The organism is Pedobacter terrestris (assembly GCF_052343045.1).
Taxonomy (GTDB): Bacteria; Bacteroidota; Bacteroidia; order Sphingobacteriales; family Sphingobacteriaceae; genus Pedobacter.
Genome location: NZ_CP180264.1, coordinates 3,648,522 through 3,666,039, shown reverse-complemented (window position 1 = coordinate 3,666,039; position 17,518 = coordinate 3,648,522). Strand labels below are relative to the sequence as shown.

17 protein-coding genes are annotated in these 17,518 nt (G+C 39.2%); 7 read left to right on the top strand and 10 right to left on the bottom strand.

Features of this window, described 5'->3' with window-relative positions; translation table 11 throughout:
- A complete protein-coding gene (locus ACJVDH_RS15565) occupies positions 1-762 on the bottom strand; it encodes an ABC transporter ATP-binding protein (RefSeq protein WP_443944324.1) in 762 nt (253 codons plus the stop codon).
- 17 nt (positions 763-779) lie between these two features.
- Entirely contained in the window at positions 780-1,589 is an 810-nt protein-coding gene (locus ACJVDH_RS15560) for an MlaE family ABC transporter permease (RefSeq protein WP_443944323.1), read from the bottom strand.
- Positions 1,590-2,343: 754 nt separating this feature from the next.
- On the opposite strand from ACJVDH_RS15560, the gene ACJVDH_RS15555 reads away from it, so the two are divergent.
- Positions 2,344-2,490, top strand: coding sequence for a hypothetical protein (locus ACJVDH_RS15555; protein ID WP_443944322.1), 147 nt, complete (start codon positions 2,344-2,346; stop codon positions 2,488-2,490).
- Positions 2,491-2,548: 58 nt separating this feature from the next.
- On the opposite strand, the gene ACJVDH_RS15550 is transcribed toward ACJVDH_RS15555, so the two are convergent.
- The 4 genes from ACJVDH_RS15550 to ACJVDH_RS15535 form a co-directional block, all read right to left on the bottom strand.
- On the bottom strand, positions 2,549-3,397 hold the full coding sequence (locus ACJVDH_RS15550; RefSeq protein WP_443944321.1) for a polysaccharide lyase: 849 nt from the start codon (positions 3,395-3,397) through the stop codon (positions 2,549-2,551).
- Positions 3,398-3,601: 204 nt separating this feature from the next.
- The gene (locus tag ACJVDH_RS15545; RefSeq protein ID WP_443944320.1) at positions 3,602-5,476 is read right to left on the bottom strand and encodes a RagB/SusD family nutrient uptake outer membrane protein; all 1,875 of its coding nucleotides are present in this window, start codon (positions 5,474-5,476) and stop codon (positions 3,602-3,604) included.
- A gap of 10 nt (positions 5,477-5,486) precedes the next feature.
- Positions 5,487-8,573 (bottom strand): SusC/RagA family TonB-linked outer membrane protein, encoded by a 3,087-nt coding sequence (locus ACJVDH_RS15540; RefSeq protein WP_443944319.1) that lies wholly within the window; start codon positions 8,571-8,573, stop codon positions 5,487-5,489.
- A gap of 224 nt (positions 8,574-8,797) precedes the next feature.
- A complete protein-coding gene (locus ACJVDH_RS15535) occupies positions 8,798-10,738 on the bottom strand; it encodes a 7TM diverse intracellular signaling domain-containing protein (protein ID WP_443944318.1) in 1,941 nt (646 codons plus the stop codon).
- Between the two features lie 311 nt (positions 10,739-11,049).
- On the opposite strand from ACJVDH_RS15535, the gene ACJVDH_RS15530 reads away from it, so the two are divergent.
- Genes ACJVDH_RS15530 through ACJVDH_RS15520 form a run of 3 tightly spaced genes read left to right on the top strand, consistent with a single transcriptional unit; the run spans position 11,050 to position 13,304 of the window.
- The gene (locus tag ACJVDH_RS15530; protein ID WP_443944317.1) at positions 11,050-11,379 is read left to right on the top strand and encodes a hypothetical protein; all 330 of its coding nucleotides are present in this window, start codon (positions 11,050-11,052) and stop codon (positions 11,377-11,379) included.
- 5 nt (positions 11,380-11,384) lie between these two features.
- Entirely contained in the window at positions 11,385-11,663 is a 279-nt protein-coding gene (locus ACJVDH_RS15525; RefSeq protein ID WP_443944316.1) for a hypothetical protein, read from the top strand.
- A 3-nt stretch (positions 11,664-11,666) separates the two neighbouring features.
- A complete protein-coding gene (locus ACJVDH_RS15520; RefSeq protein WP_443944315.1) occupies positions 11,667-13,304 on the top strand; it encodes a PepSY-associated TM helix domain-containing protein in 1,638 nt (545 codons plus the stop codon).
- Positions 13,305-13,366: 62 nt separating this feature from the next.
- On the opposite strand, the gene ACJVDH_RS15515 is transcribed toward ACJVDH_RS15520, so the two are convergent.
- Both ACJVDH_RS15515 and ACJVDH_RS15510 read right to left on the bottom strand, forming a co-directional pair.
- Positions 13,367-13,573, bottom strand: coding sequence for a hypothetical protein (locus ACJVDH_RS15515; protein ID WP_443944314.1), 207 nt, complete (start codon positions 13,571-13,573; stop codon positions 13,367-13,369).
- 132 nt (positions 13,574-13,705) lie between these two features.
- The gene (locus tag ACJVDH_RS15510; RefSeq protein WP_443944313.1) at positions 13,706-13,858 is read right to left on the bottom strand and encodes a lmo0937 family membrane protein; all 153 of its coding nucleotides are present in this window, start codon (positions 13,856-13,858) and stop codon (positions 13,706-13,708) included.
- Positions 13,859-14,233: 375 nt separating this feature from the next.
- On the opposite strand from ACJVDH_RS15510, the gene ACJVDH_RS15505 reads away from it, so the two are divergent.
- The gene (locus ACJVDH_RS15505; RefSeq protein ID WP_443944312.1) at positions 14,234-14,557 is read left to right on the top strand and encodes a hypothetical protein; all 324 of its coding nucleotides are present in this window, start codon (positions 14,234-14,236) and stop codon (positions 14,555-14,557) included.
- Positions 14,558-14,664: 107 nt separating this feature from the next.
- Here the strand turns inward: ACJVDH_RS15505 and ACJVDH_RS15500 are convergent, their stop codons facing one another.
- Complete coding sequence (locus tag ACJVDH_RS15500; protein ID WP_443944311.1) at positions 14,665-15,570, bottom strand: LysR family transcriptional regulator; 906 nt, start codon at positions 15,568-15,570, stop codon at positions 14,665-14,667.
- A gap of 99 nt (positions 15,571-15,669) precedes the next feature.
- Here ACJVDH_RS15500 and ACJVDH_RS15495 point away from each other — a divergent pair, with 99 nt between their 5' ends.
- Both ACJVDH_RS15495 and ACJVDH_RS15490 read left to right on the top strand, forming a co-directional pair.
- Positions 15,670-16,284 (top strand): NAD(P)H-dependent oxidoreductase, encoded by a 615-nt coding sequence (locus tag ACJVDH_RS15495; RefSeq protein WP_443944310.1) that lies wholly within the window; start codon positions 15,670-15,672, stop codon positions 16,282-16,284.
- Positions 16,281-16,568, top strand: a complete 288-nt coding sequence (locus tag ACJVDH_RS15490) for a putative quinol monooxygenase (protein WP_443944309.1) — start codon at positions 16,281-16,283, stop codon at positions 16,566-16,568. The genes ACJVDH_RS15495 and ACJVDH_RS15490 overlap by 4 nt, the downstream gene beginning before the upstream one ends.
- Positions 16,569-16,766: 198 nt before the next feature.
- Here ACJVDH_RS15490 and ACJVDH_RS15485 read toward each other — a convergent pair whose 3' ends face one another.
- A complete protein-coding gene (locus ACJVDH_RS15485) occupies positions 16,767-17,513 on the bottom strand; it encodes a LytR/AlgR family response regulator transcription factor (RefSeq protein ID WP_443944308.1) in 747 nt (248 codons plus the stop codon).
- Positions 17,514-17,518: the final 5 nt, after the last annotated feature.

Below are 17,518 nucleotides of genomic sequence, written 5' to 3'. Positions count from 1 at the left end.
TTATTGGATAAAATTATAGTCAAAAAATGGCTGGGCACTTGCGTCACCAGATGTAAATACCTCTTCAAAACTGCCTTGTCTGTCAAATTTTCGTTCAAAAAGCATGGCAACACGGTCTCCAACCTGTTTTGCACAGGTTAAATCGTGAGTAATAATAATTGCACTGGTGCGATAGCGTTCCTGTACTTCGTTTATTAACGCATTAATATCTTTAGATGTGATTGGGTCTAAGCCAGCTGTGGGTTCATCATAAAGCATGATTTCTGGTCTCAGAATTAGTGTTCTGGCAATGCCGATTCGTTTGCGCTGGCCGCCAGAAAGTTCTGAAGGCATTTGATTTATGGTTTGCAACAATCCTACTGCATCAAGCATTTCTTCTACTGTCGCATTAATTTCGCCGCGGGTTAAGGAACGTTGATTTCTTACTAAAGGAAATTCCAGATTTTCTCGCACGGTCATACTGTCGTACAATGCACTGTTTTGAAAAGAAAACCCAACCCTCAATCTTAAGGCAAGCAATTCGTTATATGGAATCTGATCTACTTCTTGTCCGAGTACACGTACCAAACCAGAATCGGGGCGAAGCAGACCGATGATGATTTTAATCAATACAGATTTTCCTGTTCCGGATTTTCCCAGTACAACCAAATTTTCGCCTTTATACAAATTTAAAGAAGCATCTTCCAGTACAACGTAATTGCCAAAGGCTTTATTAAGGCCTTTAATTTCGATAACCTTTTCGCGCTGTTCGTTTAAGTTCATAGCTATATCCATCGGTTTTAAGAGTTAAACAAGCTAAAAAATTGTACACAAACTACTTCTTCTATAAAAATCAGAAACATTGCCGTAACCACCGCAGAGTTGGCTGCATGGCCCACGCCTTCTGTTCCTTTAGATGAATTGTACCCTTTATAACAACCTACTAATGCAATTGTAAAACCAAATAAAATGGCTTTAAAAGTTGAGGCTGTAATATCTAAAAATGTAATTTTTTCAAGTGCGCTCTGAAAAAAAGTTGCGGCGCTCATTCCTTCGCTCATAGATACGTTTAGCAATGCGCCCAACATACCTACCATTGCAGTGTAGAAGGTTAAAATAGGCATGGTAATGGTTGCAGCCAAAACCCTCGATCCAACCAGAAATTTGAAAGGATTGGTGGCCGAAACTTCCATAGCATCTATCTGTTCGCTCACCTTCATAGAACCCAGTTCTGCGCCAATACTAGAGCCCACTTTACCAGCGGCAATAAGTCCGGTGAGTAATGGAGCCAATGTTCTTAGTAATGCAATTCCAACCAGAGATGGAAGCCAGGATGTTGCACCAAATTCTGCAAGTGATGGTCTGGATTGTTTGGTAAAAACCACGCCGGTAATAAATCCGGTGGTAGAAATTAAAAGTGCAGATCTGTAACCAATCTCGTAACACTGGCGGATAAGTTCCTTTATTTCATAAGGGGGCAAAAAACCTTCCCTGAAAAAACGCGCAATAAAGCGATATACATCATATAGTGTGATAAACCAGGACGAAAATTTGCCAATAGGTTTTTCTGGTTGATCATCTCCCGTTGTGATAGTTTTGTCTTTTGTCATCTGTATTTTGGTTCTGTTCGGATCCTGAACCACCGCAAGTTAATTTATTGCTGATGTTAATTAAAAAAAAACATTCCATTGAGCGCTATTTGGAATTTGAATAAACAATGACCTTTTTTACTCTAAATGATTAAAAAACGAAATCGAACAACTGTTTTACAAGCAATCTAAACACGACATCCGTACAGACAAAAGCAAAAAAAATGATTTGACGTTATGACCGTATGGCGGTTGTAAGTCTTTTTTTACTGCTTTATTTACCCGTTTTAAGTGCTGTTTAAAAGCCTGGAAAATTTTTATGCTTACAATACAAAATCATGCCAGAATTGTTTTCTGTCAGTAGAAGATTTATGAGTATTTCTTGTTGATTTTTGTAGCCTGTTGAAAATGAATTGGGTAATCGGATTTATTTTTGGCGATAACCTTTTACGTTAATATGCCATTTTGAGATCAGATTCATCAACAAAATTCTGGTGGCATTCTATTAGCAAATGTGGAAAATGGGGATAATTATGGCTTGCAGGTTAAATGAAAAAATAACGAGTTTGCTTTCATCAGGGTGTTTTAGGCATTAAGGGAGATTTCCATCAAAAGCCAGATATCTTCCATAAAGAACAATAATGCAAATCTGGAATTTTTTAATTTGTTGTGCAGGTAACCAAGATACTTTTTAATGCGTTGGATAACGATAGCCCTTTTTTCGTGAAATTTCAGAAATGCTTTCGCTGTTTTCAGGGGCCAGTATCAAGGTTTTGTGGTTAATGAAAATAATGTTTTTGTTGCCGTAAATCCAGTTGGTAAAGACGGAATATTTACATCATCAAATAGCAGAACCGGTGCTGTAACAAAAGGTGCAAAATTGATCAATAAAACAGATAATCATTATGCCGGCGTTTTTTAAGCAGGCATAGCTCATATTATAGAATGGTCATCAGTTCAGCAACTGATGACCATTTTTTTTACTGAACTTTGTTGACCACTAAATCATCGAAATAGATGTAACTGGTTTGACTTGAACCCCAGACGGCAACATCTTTGCCACCTCTGAAGTTGTGAAAAGAAAGTCTGTTAATTAGTCGTTGTGCGTCGTTGGTTGTCCATCGAATGGCTTGGTCAAGTACTGAGGTTCCATTGATGAGTACCTGAACCCAGCCATTTTTATTAGAACCGGTATTGCTTTTAACATACAGATGTACGGTATACGTTTCGCCTTTAACCAGACTGCCGCTAGAAGGATAAGATTTGCCAAAAGTATCTCCACAAGGGCCAGCCATATCGCGATGGTATACATAAGGTTGAAAATATACACGGCTTCCGCTGTTGTACCACATCAGGCGTAAACTGCCTCCGTTGCCGTCTGTAGCAATATCACAACCTGTGTTCCCTTCACCGATTAAAAAGCCAAAACCCACTTTACCGCCACGGCTCCAATCAAACTGACTGTGAAAACGTACTTTAAATGTGGCTTCGTAAGCGGATCCGTCAGAAATGTCTGCGCCCGCAATTAATCCGTTAGATACTGAATTTGGAGCCAAAGTTGCTCTTGCCCATCCACTTGAAATGTATGCGCGGTCTTGATTCCATCCCGTTAGGTTGGCCATTCCGAAATCTGCACTCGCCTGAGCGTAACTATAGGGGCCATCTGGTTGATTAAACTGTGTGTTGATATTGCTTGGATAGGCAGCTGTGCCGAGGTGCGCGGCATTAAGTTTTTCATCTGCGGGGCTGGTTTCGTCTTTAGAACATGCAGCGGCAAAAAAGAACATAGCAATAGCTGCCAATTTGAAAAAATTGATTTTCTGACTCATTTTGGTTTAAGTTTATATTAAAATTTGGTTAGGTTTTTTAGCTTCCACCATAAAACTACCCTAGGCAGCTTTTTTGGTTGTCAGGAATATATTTCTATTTTGTATTCTTAAAAAATTAGGTTTTAAAAAAAAATCCGCAACCCGGAGCCGGGCTGCGGATAGTGGTAACAAATGTTTGTTACCCGTTCGCATAAGTGATGAGCTTTAAGGCAGTTTATCTAGCGGAGCCACATTATCTTCATAACCCGCATAACCTTTATTTTGGTTAATTCTTCCTCCGGTGTTAAACCTTTGCGCGCTAGCCGGGACTGGCCAAAGTACATGATACGGCGCAATGCGGTAATTTACACCTTGTAAGGTTGGTACCTGATTTTTGTAAAAATCATTCTTTTCCATGATTCTGTCGTACATAAAATTATTGTCAGAAAAATTCGCCAGGCTATAGCTTTTTCCATTGTAAGCCGCTTTGCCCGTTTGTGCAAAAATGTAGGCAATGCGTGTAAGTTCAGTTTTACGGGGTTCTTCCCAATACAATTCTCTTGCACGCTCATCGAGTATGGTTCCAATAGTTACCTTACTCGGATCAGTTAAAAGAGCGGCATTTGCGCGGCTGCGCACTACATTCAAATCGGCCATTGCTAAAGCCAAATCGCCTTTCCAATAGTAAGCTTCGGCTCTTAGCAAATACGTTTCAGCAAGTCTGAATACATACCAATCGGTATTGGTTCCGCGTGGAGGTGTCCAATACGGATCATTTGCCAAAGCATTCGTAGAATTGATGAATACTTTATAATGCGGCCAGCCAAACCAGTGGCGAATGGTATCTAATGCGCCGTTTGTAAAGCGTTGAGATAAGTTGGATTGTGAATACGCTTGTAGTGGTTGGCCATACAGCGCTCGATCTGCAGCATTACTTGATGTTTTTAATGCCGGATTATTGTAAACCAAATCGGTCATATCCATCCACATGCCTTTGGCATGGCGGTAATCGGTATTGTCTGTCCAGATGTATTTGGTGCTATAAGGTGTACCACGATAACGGCCAATTCCTCTGCCATACATTCTGGTTAAAGGAATTTCTGCGGTAACAGCATCAACAATTGCGGTGGCACCAGACGGTGTTTTTACATTGGCAAAATGCCAGGCTGGAACAGTATTTCTCATCAATTGAGAACCTTGCGGAGTAAAGCCGGCAAAAGCTTCGCGATCGATAACCAGAAATAGCGCTTCGCGATTTGTAGAAATGGCTTTATTATCCATACGGTGAAGATCCCAGATTACATTTTTTGTCGCATCAGAAGCGGTGCTGCCAAAACGCGTAGTCATCATTCCATATTTTCCGCCGTTAATTACATTTGTGGCTGAAGTAACTGCGTCATCGAATTTTCCGAGCGCAAGGTTAACTTTTGTTAACAGATGACTAACTGCACCTTTGCTAACATCGCCTTTATTGCCGCCGTCTGTAACCCAGGTTTGGGCAAATTCCAGATCTGTTTTCATTTTCTGGAGGATTACTTCGCGTTTGGTAGAATAAAAATCGGCTTTAGGCGCGTCTAAATCCTGCAATAATAAAGGCACATCACCAAATTGGTGTACCAATCTGTAATAATTGTATGCGCGGTAAAAATACGCGCTTCCCAATATCGCATTTTTCTCTGCTTCAGATCCGTAAGTTGGTTTGTCTATATTGGAAATAATAGTGTTTGCCTGACGCACGGCTACAAATTCATTGTCCCAATACCAACCAATTTTGTTAAAATCGTCGCTATTCAGGTTCGCATCCGGAGTAATCCTTGAAACCAAATCCTGGGCTGGGGTATTTTTATCTGTAGTTCCTTCAACAGCTACATCAGAGAAGATTGATTCGGTAAGCATGGGTGCAGAATCTCCGAAAAATTCTCTTCGCGTAGCAAAACCAAGTCCGTTTAAAGCCGCTTTCATCGCGACAAGGTTATTTAAGTTTTCGGGAGCATAGCTCGATAGTTGTTCAGAATCGAGGTAAGTTTTCTTGCATCCTGCCAAACCGACCATCGATAGGAAGGCCAGCAGGGCAAATATATTTTGATTTATAATTTTCATAATTGTGAGCTTAAAGGGTAACATTAATTCCGAGTGTGTAAAACCTTGGTGTCGGACCATCGTTCTGCGGGTCCCAATATGTCCATGTTGGCGCATAATAGCCTGCGTTGGTTACGTTGGCGTAAATTTTAGCGGTTTTTAAACGGAGTTTTTCTGCAATTTCTTTCGGTACAGAATAAGAGAGTGCAACGGTGTTCAGGCGAATAAAAGAGTTGTTCCAATACACATTGAAACTTGTGCCGCTAGAACCAGAGTTTAAACGTGCATAATCGTTGATGGGATTATTTGGTGTCCAGTACGGAAGAACGTAAGACGATGCCCGCGCGAAACCTACGCTACCAGGCTGGTTTTTTGCCTGATTGTATTGTTTAAGCTGGCCCCAGTTAGAAAGCAGTTGAAAAGAAAAATCGAAATTTTTGAAGATATTAAACTCATTGCGCATGGCTAAAAAGAAACGCGGTGTGCGATAGCCGAGAAATTTTTTATCGGCATCAGAATAGGCGTAATCTCCGTTTACATCTTCAAGCTTAAAATCTCCGGGTTTAATTGCAGCTTTCGTAAATTTTGCTGCTTCGGCAACTTCACTTGCCTGCCATACGCCAACAACATTATAATCCCAGATTACATCAATATCTTTCCCGATAAACCATCCATTTCCCGGATCATCACTTGGTAAAGCCAGCGCTACAATTTTATTTCGGTTAAAAGAAAGGTTGAAATTGGTATTCCATTTAACGGCACCGTTAATTAGATTTTTGGAATTTAAGTTTAACTCGCCACCACGATTATTGATTCTTGCAAGGTTAGAATATACATTTGAATATCCACTTACGTTTGGAAGGGTTTGCCTAACCAAAAGATCACTGGTCTTTTTATCGTAGAAATCTACCGATCCGCTGATTCTATCCTTTAATACCGAGAAATCCAAGCCGATGTTAAAAGCCGTAGTTTGTTCCCACTTCAAATCCGCGTTGGCCATTTTAGAACTGATTTGTACGGTATTTACATCTGATGCGGTACCGCCGGGAGTTACGGTTTGATATTTTCCGCTTACCAGTTGGGCAAGCGCCGCATAAGGATCAACGGTTCCATTATCCGGATTTCGTAAATCTCGATTTCCGTTTACGCCGTAAGAAATCCGTAGTTTCCCGTAGCCGAGCCAACTTTGGTTTTTCATAAATGACTCATCGGTGAATATCCAGCCGAAAGCAGCAGCAGGAAAAGTTGCTCTTTTAAAGTTTACACCAAATACAGAATATCCATCACGGCGCAGCGATAATGTAAGAATATAACGTTGAAGCAAACTGTAGTTTACACGAGCCATTAAAGCATCGCCAGTGTACACTTTATCTTCGCTGTTTGTTGTTGGTTTTATTCCGCTGGATAAATTGTGGTAACTCAATACATCACCGGGTACGAAGCCTTCATTTCCGGCCTGTGTCCACCAGGTTTGGTATTTTTCGGCATTTGCCAATAAAGTCACATCCACATTGTGGATTTTAGCAAAGGTTTTATTCCATTTAATCAGATTATCCACCTGCCAGTTGTAACGGGTTTCATTAGCACGCGTTGCCGATCCGCCGGGCGTAACTACATCCGGATTACGGGAAGATTTATAGTCGAAAGTGCGGTAAAAATCCAATCCCGGACTAAAATTAAGCTGATAAGTAATGCCGAAAGGTAATTTTAAACGACCGTATAAGCTGGCGAATAAGGTATTTTGCCGGTTCATACGCTCATTGTAAGTCATGCTTAAAAATGGGTTTCGTGCATTTAGTCCGCTATCATCTGTCGGGATTCTTCTTAATTCGCCATTTGGAAGATAGCGATCGCCATAAGGGGAGAGGTTAGTGAGCTGAGACCAGTCTGCCTCTAATGAACCCGTTCCGGTACGTGCTTCATCGCGATCAGCGAATTGAACATTCATCCCAAGGGTTAAAAATTTAGCGGCTTCTCCTTCTAAATTCAGCCGGGCACGTATTGCACTATACTCGCCACCTTCAATAATATTCTGGTTTTTCTGGTAATTGAGCGACATGTAATAGGTTACTTCCTGTTTTTTGCCGCCCAGACTTACAGTGTGGTCTTGCCTGAAACCGGTTCTGAAAATGTCATTGTACCAGTTTTCTGTTTTGCCAGCCAGATAATTTGCTTTTTCATTGGCAACTAATCCCAATCTGTTTAGCCATAAATCTACAGGATCTCCGCTTTGGCCATTAAGCCATTGGTTGAGCGTTACGCCTGCAGGTAAAGCCCGTGGATCATTGTATAGATATTCTGGTGTTGTGGCGCCGCTACGCATTACATCTGCACGCCAGGCCAGAAAATCTTCGCCCTGGTACGGACGCATATTTTTGGCTACATCTGCAAAGCCTGCATTGGTATTAATGGTGATGGTTGGTGTTTCGCCGCGCCCCTTTTTTGTAGTTACTGCGATAACCCCTGTTGCGGCCTTAGCGCCGTAAACTGCAAGAGAACTTGCGTCTTTCAAAACGTCAATTCCATCAATATCATTCGGATTAATATCTGCCAGCTGACCATTATAAATTACGCCATCCAGTACAATTAAAGGAGAGCTTCCGGCACTTAGCGTAGACTTTCCCCGAACCAAAAGATCGCCGCCACCCTTTGCACTGGAGCTTAATCCAACAGATAAACCCGGAATATTTCCACGAAGGACATCGGTAATACTTTGGGGGTTTTCATTTTCCAGTTGAGTGGCTTTTACGCTGGAAATTGCGCCTGTTGCATCTCTTTTGGTTGTGGTTCCGTAGCCAATTACAACAACATCTGTCAGGTTTTTGGACTCTTCCAGTAAAGTAACGCTGATTTCGTTTTTGCGGTTTACGGCAACCTCCTGAGTGGCAAAGCCAACCGCAGAGATGATGAGTGTTGCTGTTGGCGGACAAGAAATGGAGAAATTTCCGGCAGTGCCGGAAGACACAGCGATTTTTGAATCCTTAACTTTTACCGAAACCCCAGGAAGCGGGTCGCCGTTTTTGTCTTTGATGGTTCCTTTGACGTTAATATCCTGCGCAAAACACAGGTTAACCACAAAGCACACCATACTGATAAATAGTGTAAGTTTTTTACTCATTTTTTTATTTGGTTATAAATGATTAGATAAAGCAAACCTATTTTAATTATCGTCAAAAAACAAATAAAAAATTACTTAAAACGCTGATATATAGTTTGTTGTAATTTTTTATGATACGCTTTATACGCAAGGATAAACTTGCTAAAAAGCTTTCTATATGTCATTTGCGCTGTACATTACAACTGCACTGATACGCTTTAAACACAAATTTTTTTTCGATTATTTTAGCTTGCGTTGCGTTGGTAATTTAGATTTGTTTGTTTATCCAGCACCAGCAAACTCCATTGTCCGTTGCCGACAGTTTTTAATTCCTCTTTTCGTTCATCCAGCACTTTCTGCATTTTGGAATTATAGGTCCAGCAGGTGCTTTGTCTGATGGCCAGAATTTGTGAAAGCTTATGAGAAGAGATTGTACCCTTGGAATTATAAACCAGAAACAACATGTACATGGCTTTATTAATCGGGATTCTGCTGTTCTGAAACAAAGTATATGCGGTTACAGATTCATCGTAACCACATTTTGTACATCGCCTTGCAAATAAAGTTTGTCCGGCCAGATAATGCTCATTTCCGCATTTTTTACAATTGTAACCATCGCTCCACTTGAGTTCAGAAATGTATTTGAAACAACTGTCCTTATCGGGGTAAATGTTGCAAAATTCTTCAAAATCTACCACTTTGGCCATTACGCGCGCTTTGGTTACCTTTTCGATATTCAGTTTCAGCTCGCGGTTGTCTTGTTTAAGCAAGGCATTCATTGAAGAAATTTCGGCGTTTTGCCTTTCGATAATTTCGGCTTTCGCTTTCAGTTCTGCCGTACGCTGATCTACCAATAAAGACAATTCTGAATTGAGGTTCTTATTTAGTTTTTCATTGATGATAAGTTGGTTGATGATGCGTTTTTGTGCACCAGCCTGTTTTTTACGCAAACTGCGGATGCTATAGCCAATTGCGAAAGATACCAGCACCATTTCCAGAATAAAGCAAATGCTTAAACTATAATAACTCAATGTTCCGTACGGAATCCATTTAAGCAGCAACAAAATTTTAACCAGGAAACCAATAATCAGAAATCCATATCCAATCACCAGAAATAACGCAGGGCGGTAGCCTTTGCGGTAAAGCAAAATGCCAGCGTAAAAAACCAGTACAAGCGGAATAAACTCTAACAATTTAAAATTGAATAAAGATGGATTGATGAGGCAGGCGATGAAAAATAAACTCCGCAAAGCGATTGTAACGAGAATTGCGGTATACAAACGTGGCGATTTAGATTCCAGATAAAGGAATTTTGCGGTAAAAAGCATTCCGAAAACACTACTTAAAAACAAAGCTGTACCAAAACCGTATAAGTTAATTTGTGGCAATTTTGGCCAGAGATATTGAAAAGCGATGCCATCATTGCACATTTCATATAAACCAATGCTCAAATTATACACGACATAATACAGGTATTGTTTGCCCTTTATGGCGAAAAACATCAGTAGGTTATACAAACAAAAAACGATGATCATACCGTAGAAAAGACCAAAAATGAAATATTCACTGAGTGCGTAGGCTACAAACCAGCGCAAATCGCGCACAACAAAAATTGCACTTGCAGGCGTTGGAGATTTTATCCTCACGTAATAGGTAAGCAGTTTATCGGTTTTGTTTACCAGATCATAAGTGAAATTTTTGTGGTTGTAAATGCGCTGGTTAAAGTTATAATCTGTGCCAAATGTGTTTAACTGGTAACTGTTAAAACCATCTGGAACATATAAACGCAAATCTGCAATGGATTGATCGAAAAATTCAAGAATCCATTTTTTTGATGAAGCAGAATTGTGGCCAATTTTGAAACGATACCAGTATACAGAATTTAGGTGATCGTTTTTTGGGATCCTGTTTGCATTGGGCCTGAATTTTTTCTGAATATCTGCGGTTAAAATCTGCCCGATTTCAAGTTTCCCAGCCCGATCTTCCAAGATATCTACTTGCCCAAAAGTTAAAATCTGGTGTGGATTGCTGTCATTGATCAAAACGGGAATCTGCGCTTTGGTAAGGGTAGCAAAGAATATGTTAATAAAGATACCAATTGCAATAAAGCGTACTAAATATGCTGTTAAATACAGTTTTCCTTCGCACGGAAATACCGCGCCTGTTTGGTTGGGATGTTGTATCATTTTAAGAATATTCGGTTAGAATGAAACGATATTAGGCACAATTTGCCGAAAATGAAATTTAACCATTGTAGAATTGTTCTTTTCTACGAGATGTGAGAGTTTCAATCGATTGAAAAAATGTGAAAAAACTGCATTGAAACATAAGCCGCTGATTATATAGAAATTGCTATAATGAGATTAGGATGCGCATATGCTTCACTGTTATTATTTAAAATAATTATAAATAATATTGTCATATACCCGTTTCAATTCTATATTTGCAGAAAGATTGGGAAAAAGAAAATAGATTTTTCTAACCCAAAAGTTTCGATATGATATCAACCCTATTTTTAATTTTTCTTCTGGCATTTGAAATCTGTTATGTTACCTCAGAACAGTATAAACCATCAAAGCCGAGACTTTATCTGCAAAAGTTGCGGGCAAACAAACAAAATGCGCATTTAGGTGCTGCGGTGCTGTTGTTATTGGCTACCACTGGTTTTGTAATCATTTTCGGATGGGCAAGTGGTTTGTTTGGGGCAGTAATTTCGCTGATGGCTGCAGGCAGTTTAATTGTCGTTTTGCAACCGTTCGCATATTTAAAACCTGGCAACATTATACTAATCTACGGCTGTGTCTTCCTCCTGGAAATTTTTATTTAACTATTATGCCTGCCAACAAAAAGCATTTAACCCGCTCGCCCTGGCTTCGCCTGGTAAAAATTCTTACCGGCGCAATTGGCGGTTATGCGGTCATGTTCAGTTTTCATTTGTTACTCACTAAAATTTTTCCGGCAAAAGATGTGGTTGTAACGGCTTTTATAAGCGGTTATATCCTTTGGGCGGTGTTGCTGCTTATGGCATTTATTGCCAGAAATGTTTGGAAAATTCTGGCCTTATACTTCCTGATCACCCTTGCACTTACGGGTTTGTATCTCATCGTTTAAAACATGGACAATAGAAAATACAATATTTACTTTCATACACATACCATAAGTGGCATCATTATTTGCGCACTATTGTATGTCATTTTTTTTGCAGGTTCTCTGTCTTTTTTTAAGGAAGAGATTAGCGCCTGGCAGAAAAATACATCTTATGCACAGAGCCGCAAAACGGTGAAACGCGATTTTAGCCATGTGATTGATTCACTTGGCGAAAAAACAAATTTGCAAGGGCGTGATTTGGATTTCTTTATGCAAAAACACGATATGGGCGCATATGTTTCCGTTTCTGCATCCAATGATACTACGTTAAAAAAGAAAATTGAAAAGCCAAAAGGCGAAGGTAAAAGAGGTCGCGGGCGTGGCGGAGACGGAGATTCGATGTACTTCACTTACAGTTTTGCCAATCAGAAATCTGGAGATTATCAAGACACTTATGATATGGGCGAGTTTTTATACCGTTTGCATTTCCTGGCGCAGTTGAATGCAGTGCCTGTACATCTTGGTGTTCCTTTTGGTTATTTGCTGGCGGGCGTAGTGTCGTTTTTGTTTCTTTTTGCGCTCATTACCGGATTGATGTTGCATTGGAATAAAATCATTTCCAACTTTTTTACGTTCAGGCCCTGGGCAAAATGGAAAAACGTGTGGACCGATTTGCATACGGCAATAGGGGTAATTGGTTTTCCATTTCAATTTGTATTTGCGGTAACTGGCGTGGTGCTCATTGCGAACTCAATTTTACTTGCACCATTTACGCAATATGTATATAAGGGCAATGGTGCAGCATTATATCAGGATTTGGAATATAATGATACCGCCAAATTTACATATAGCTATAAGCCTCTATCAACTGATTTTAATCTGAATACTTTTCTGGATCAGAGCGGGAAAAAATGGGAAAATAGCCGCATTGCTTCAGTGCAAATCAAAAACTACGGTGATGAGAATATGCACGTGATTTTAACGGCTAAACCTCTTGCCCAAGAAAGTTTTTCTGGCACAGGCAAATTGATTATGCGCGTAAAAGATCAAAAGATTCTTAAAAGCATATCGCCAAATGGGCAATCGAGTTACGTGGATAAAGTCAAAAGTTTAATTTACCATCTGCACTTTGGTGATTTTGGCGGAAAACCGCTAAGAATTATTTTCTTCATACTCGGCACAATGGGCTGCCTGGTTATTATTTCAGGAATTTTGATCTGGCTTGTGGCGCGCGATAAAAATAATGTGCCTAAGCACAAACGCATTTTTAACTTCTGGACAGCCAATATTTTTATGGCCGTATGTTTAAGTATGCTGCCAGTAACCGCTTTTACAATGATCGCTTTATTGTTTAAAGAAAATGCTGGTCAGGCAGATATTTATCATCTTTACTTTTACTCGTGGCTGCTATTGTCAATATATTTTATTCTGCGCAGAAATCTCAATGTAACCAATACGCAAACTTTACTATTGTCCGTTTTGTTATGTGCGTTACTTCCCGTACTTGATGGAATTAGGCGCGGAAATTGGTTCTGGAAAACATTTGCGCGAGGCGAATACGACATCCTTTTTATAGACGTACTGTTTTTGATACTGGCGGCAATTTCTGCAGTAGTATATGTAAAACTAAAGAAACAACAAAAAATTAGGAAAGCAGCAGCGTAAAAATTCTATGATGAATTTTTATGTAAAATGGCCGAATCAACATAGATCCGGCCATTTTTTATTTATTTTTTTACGCCCGCAGGGGTGTTGGAAATGGTATCGGCAAGCAGTTTTCCAGATGCACTATCGGTTGCATTAGAGTCAATCACTTTAGTTGTATCTGTATATTTATACATGCTGTCGGCATTTGCTGTATCTGCTTTTTCTCCAGAACAAGAGAAACATATAATTGAAAAGGCAATGGCTAGCGCAAATGGAAAATTTTTCATAATTGTAGTTTTAATCAAGAACATCACTTTTTGATTAATTGTTTATTTTATTATAATTTGAGTGTTTTGATGTCTTTCATGAAGATGAAATACAAATAAAAAAACCGGAACGTTTGCCCCGGTTTAAATAATTTAAGCTGCGCTTTTTATGAGTCTGAGCACTACCGCAATTACTGCAATTACTAAAAGTGCATGTATAATTCCACCGGTATAAAAGCCGCCGAAAAAGCTTATCGCCCAAATGATCACTAAGACCACTGCAATTAAATAAAGTATATTTCCCATAGTGTTATTTTTTTATTTAAGGGTACAACACGTTTTACTTGCGAATGTTTTCGCATTGAAGAAAGAATATTTTTCGATCTTAACGCCTGGTATAGTTTTGACAAAGTAAAGTCATAATGGTATATGAGATTCTAAAAAGCTTGTTTAAAGCATTTTGACACATGTTACGGTGCGATTTATGACAACGAATATTTACAATCAAGCTGTGATTTGACCATAAACTATTTCTCACATTCTGTTCAAAAAAACGCTTCGAGCTCTGCATCAGATCACTTCCCCGGGAAGATAAATTGATGTTCAAAACTATTGGAGCTGTTTGCCAGTAAGTTAAAAATTCTTTATTGCAGAAGCCTTAAAGATGAATAATTTTGTGTCATGAGAGTTACGGTAAGTGCAGTTATAGAAACAGAGTTTAATCGGGATCCGGCCTTAGCAAAAATTATGAACAATAGGTTGCAACGCGCCGCAACTGAACTTCAAAATATTCATCTGGTTGCACTAAGCGAGATCAGATCTCAAAACAGTGAACTCTATTTACAGCTCAGTTACAATGCGAAATATAAAATTCGCTACCGCATTTTACATCCTGTTTCACTCCACATTGAAAACTTCATTTCAGACCGTTGCAGCAGACTAGGCTATATTGTATGGAAAACTAAAGTCACGCAGCCAAATAATTTCTCCATTCATGCCGGATAAATTCTCTGTCAAGACGATACATCAAAATTACAAAAGAAACTAAACCAACTTGGAGGCAGTTTGCAGCCGTATGAATGACATCATCCATTGCAATCGCACTTTATTTTCTATAAAGGTTCCTTCATCAATTTCCTAAATAATGTCTTTATAGTTTCTATTTCGATGGAATGTGTAGTGTTTTTTTTGTTGGCAAAATAAAGGGTGTTTTTGAGCTGCTTGTGTCCCTTCCAAATTAGTTTGACCGACCCATTCTCAATTTCCCTATTGCACAAAAAATCGGGTACTACGGCTAAACCTTTACCACTGCTCAAACATCTGACAATTGAATTCAAATTTGGTACAATATAATTGGGGCGGAAATCCGGGGTATTGCCAAAGTTCAGCTGCCAGAAGCGAAAGAGATGTTCCATATCGCCGGTGGTACCGTACCATTTTTCCTGCTTCAATAATTCTTCAGCCTCTGCATATTTTTTCTGTTTGATAAGTTTTTGGAAAGATTGATCGTCGAACTGATTTCCAGCAACGAGCACAATTGTTTCTGAGGAAAATGCCTGATGCTCAATACTTGCAGAAGTTCCTTTCTGTGGCGTGATAATTAAATCCAGAATCCCTTTATCCAGGTTGTCTAGCATTTCATTGTAATCGCCAAAGCGGATGATCACGTTAAATGCTAAAGAAGAAATATATTGTTCCAGGGTAATTTGAAAGGTTTCGAAACACATTCCAATACTTATTGTGGGAGTATGTTTTTCTGTACTGCGCTGAAAATTTTTTTCTGCCTGCTCAAGCGTACTCAAACTTTCAGCAATTGCATTGTATAAAATTTTGCCCCTTTCTGTAGGTAACATTTTCCGACCAGAACGTTCAAAAAGTTTATAGCCTACATAGTTTTCCAAAGAACTTAAATGCAGGCTTACTCCGGGTTGGGAAATAAATAGTGATCCGGCAGCGCCAGTCAATGTTCCGGTATGATAAATTGCTTTAAAGGTGCGGTACCATTCAAGATTAACCATGGCTTAGTATTATTTTTATGATACAAATATATAAATCATCTAATTTTTATAATGCATAATACCGAAGTAAATTTGCTCCGTAATCAGAATAAAATAAAGATGAAAAATATATTTATAATCAATGCTGGACAAAATTTTGGTCATTCTGGCGGGAAGTTCAACAATACCATAACTGAGCAGACGCTTGCTTTTTTTGCAGATCAGGAAGGCTTTGCAGTTAAGGAAACCATTATCTCCAATGGATACGATCGTAATGAGGAAGTTCAGAAATTTGTTTGGGCGGATGTAATCATTTACCATACACCAATCTGGTGGTTTCAATTGCCTCATGGTTTTAAAAAATACATTGATGAGGTTTTTACTGCCGGGCATCAAAAAGGGATTTACCACAGTGACGGCCGCTCGGCTGAGAACCCTGAAATCAATTACGGAACAGGCGGAATGCTGAACGGAAAACACTATATGTTGACGACAAGTTGGAATGCTCCTGAAACAGCTTTTACTTTACCGGGAGAATTTTTCGATCAGCGTAGTGTAGATCAGGGACCTTTGTTCGGCTTTCATCGTATGAATGCCTTTACCGGAATGAAACCTTTAAAGAGTTTCCATTTTCATGATGTAGAAAAAAATGCAGATGTAAGCCGCGATATGGAGCGCTATAGAAATCATCTGGAAGAAACATTTGTTTTGGAACTCAAAAATGCAGAGATATGAAAATTTATTTAGTTGCCACTATTAAAGCAAAAGAGCAATACAGAGCGGATATCTGTGCCGTGCTCCAAAATATGGTAGAGCAAACACGCAAAGAAGAAGCATGTGAATTGTATACGCTTCACCAAGGTTTAGAGGTTAAGAATGTGTTTGTGTTTTATGAAATCTGGAAAAGTGCCGAAGGCCTGGAATTACACAACAATCAGCCCTACATAAAAGCCTTTGCTGAGCAAATTGAGGAGAAATTACAGGAGAATCCAGTAATTGTATTGACTGAACTCATTTAAATGGCAGCTTTGGTGAATCGGGAAATTTCATAAATGTTTCCCGATTAAGAAACTCTAATTTATCCGTATCTGGGGGTGTATTTTAACCTGATACGGATATTTTTAAAGTGTAGAATATCCGCCAAACTACTCTTCAATCTCTGCGGTAAATATTAAAGAGACGCCGGATAATGCTTCTTCCAATTTGCCGTAATTAACTTATGCAATGTTTTCTAGGTAACGCAACACCTCTTCTTTTTTTCTGCTGGAAACCAAAATATTTTCTTTGTTTTCCATTTGTAAATACCCTTCCCTGAAATATTTTTTGACATATCTAAAATTGACGAGGAAAGATTGATGGCATCTTAAAAAGCCAAAAGGCGTGAGCAGACTTTCATATTCCTTTAACCCTTTCGAAACCAGAATCTCGGTGCCGCCTTTTAAATAAAATGTGGTATAACCCTTATCGCTATTGCAATACATAATATCTTCGATGGCTACAACTTCGATGTATTCGAGACTTTTTAGTGCTATTCGTTTCGTGGCAGATACACCTTGCGCAAGGTAATGTTCTTTAGCAATGGCAAGCTGTTGCTGTCCTAAAGTTTCCTGTTCACGGTGATGGTAACACTTATTTAAGTGCATGGTTAACAGTACCTCATCAATTGGCTTAAGTAAATATCCGAACGCGCCCAAATTCAGCGCTTGTATTGCATACTGATCATAAGCTGTGAGAAAAATGACCTGAAAATCGTGAAGGCCAATTTCATCAAACAAATGAAAACTATCTCCATCTTTCAAACGGATATCGGCCAGAATAATATCAGGTTTGTATAATGGTATCTCTTTCGAAGCTACTTTAATTTCTGCGGCAGTGCCAATTACTTCCAGATAGTCTATCTTTTTAACAATTTGTAAAATGTGCTGTAAAATCCGGATTTCGTCTTCTAAAATATAGAGTTTCATTAGAA

Coding starts and splice junctions, on each gene's coding strand:
- ACJVDH_RS15565 (WP_443944324.1), bottom strand. CDS start 762: ATGAACTTAAACGAACAGCGCGAAAAGGTTATCGAAATTAAAGGCCTT.
- ACJVDH_RS15560 (WP_443944323.1), bottom strand. CDS start 1,589: ATGACAAAAGACAAAACTATCACAACGGGAGATGATCAACCAGAAAAA.
- ACJVDH_RS15550 (WP_443944321.1), bottom strand. CDS start 3,397: ATGAGTCAGAAAATCAATTTTTTCAAATTGGCAGCTATTGCTATGTTC.
- ACJVDH_RS15545 (WP_443944320.1), bottom strand. CDS start 5,476: ATGAAAATTATAAATCAAAATATATTTGCCCTGCTGGCCTTCCTATCG.
- ACJVDH_RS15540 (WP_443944319.1), bottom strand. CDS start 8,573: ATGAGTAAAAAACTTACACTATTTATCAGTATGGTGTGCTTTGTGGTT.
- ACJVDH_RS15535 (WP_443944318.1), bottom strand. CDS start 10,738: ATGATACAACATCCCAACCAAACAGGCGCGGTATTTCCGTGCGAAGGA.
- ACJVDH_RS15530 (WP_443944317.1), top strand. CDS start 11,050: ATGATATCAACCCTATTTTTAATTTTTCTTCTGGCATTTGAAATCTGT.
- ACJVDH_RS15525 (WP_443944316.1), top strand. CDS start 11,385: ATGCCTGCCAACAAAAAGCATTTAACCCGCTCGCCCTGGCTTCGCCTG.
- ACJVDH_RS15520 (WP_443944315.1), top strand. CDS start 11,667: ATGGACAATAGAAAATACAATATTTACTTTCATACACATACCATAAGT.
- ACJVDH_RS15515 (WP_443944314.1), bottom strand. CDS start 13,573: ATGAAAAATTTTCCATTTGCGCTAGCCATTGCCTTTTCAATTATATGT.
- ACJVDH_RS15510 (WP_443944313.1), bottom strand. CDS start 13,858: ATGGGAAATATACTTTATTTAATTGCAGTGGTCTTAGTGATCATTTGG.
- ACJVDH_RS15505 (WP_443944312.1), top strand. CDS start 14,234: ATGAGAGTTACGGTAAGTGCAGTTATAGAAACAGAGTTTAATCGGGAT.
- ACJVDH_RS15500 (WP_443944311.1), bottom strand. CDS start 15,570: ATGGTTAATCTTGAATGGTACCGCACCTTTAAAGCAATTTATCATACC.
- ACJVDH_RS15495 (WP_443944310.1), top strand. CDS start 15,670: ATGAAAAATATATTTATAATCAATGCTGGACAAAATTTTGGTCATTCT.
- ACJVDH_RS15490 (WP_443944309.1), top strand. CDS start 16,281: ATGAAAATTTATTTAGTTGCCACTATTAAAGCAAAAGAGCAATACAGA.
- ACJVDH_RS15485 (WP_443944308.1), bottom strand. CDS start 17,513: ATGAAACTCTATATTTTAGAAGACGAAATCCGGATTTTACAGCACATT.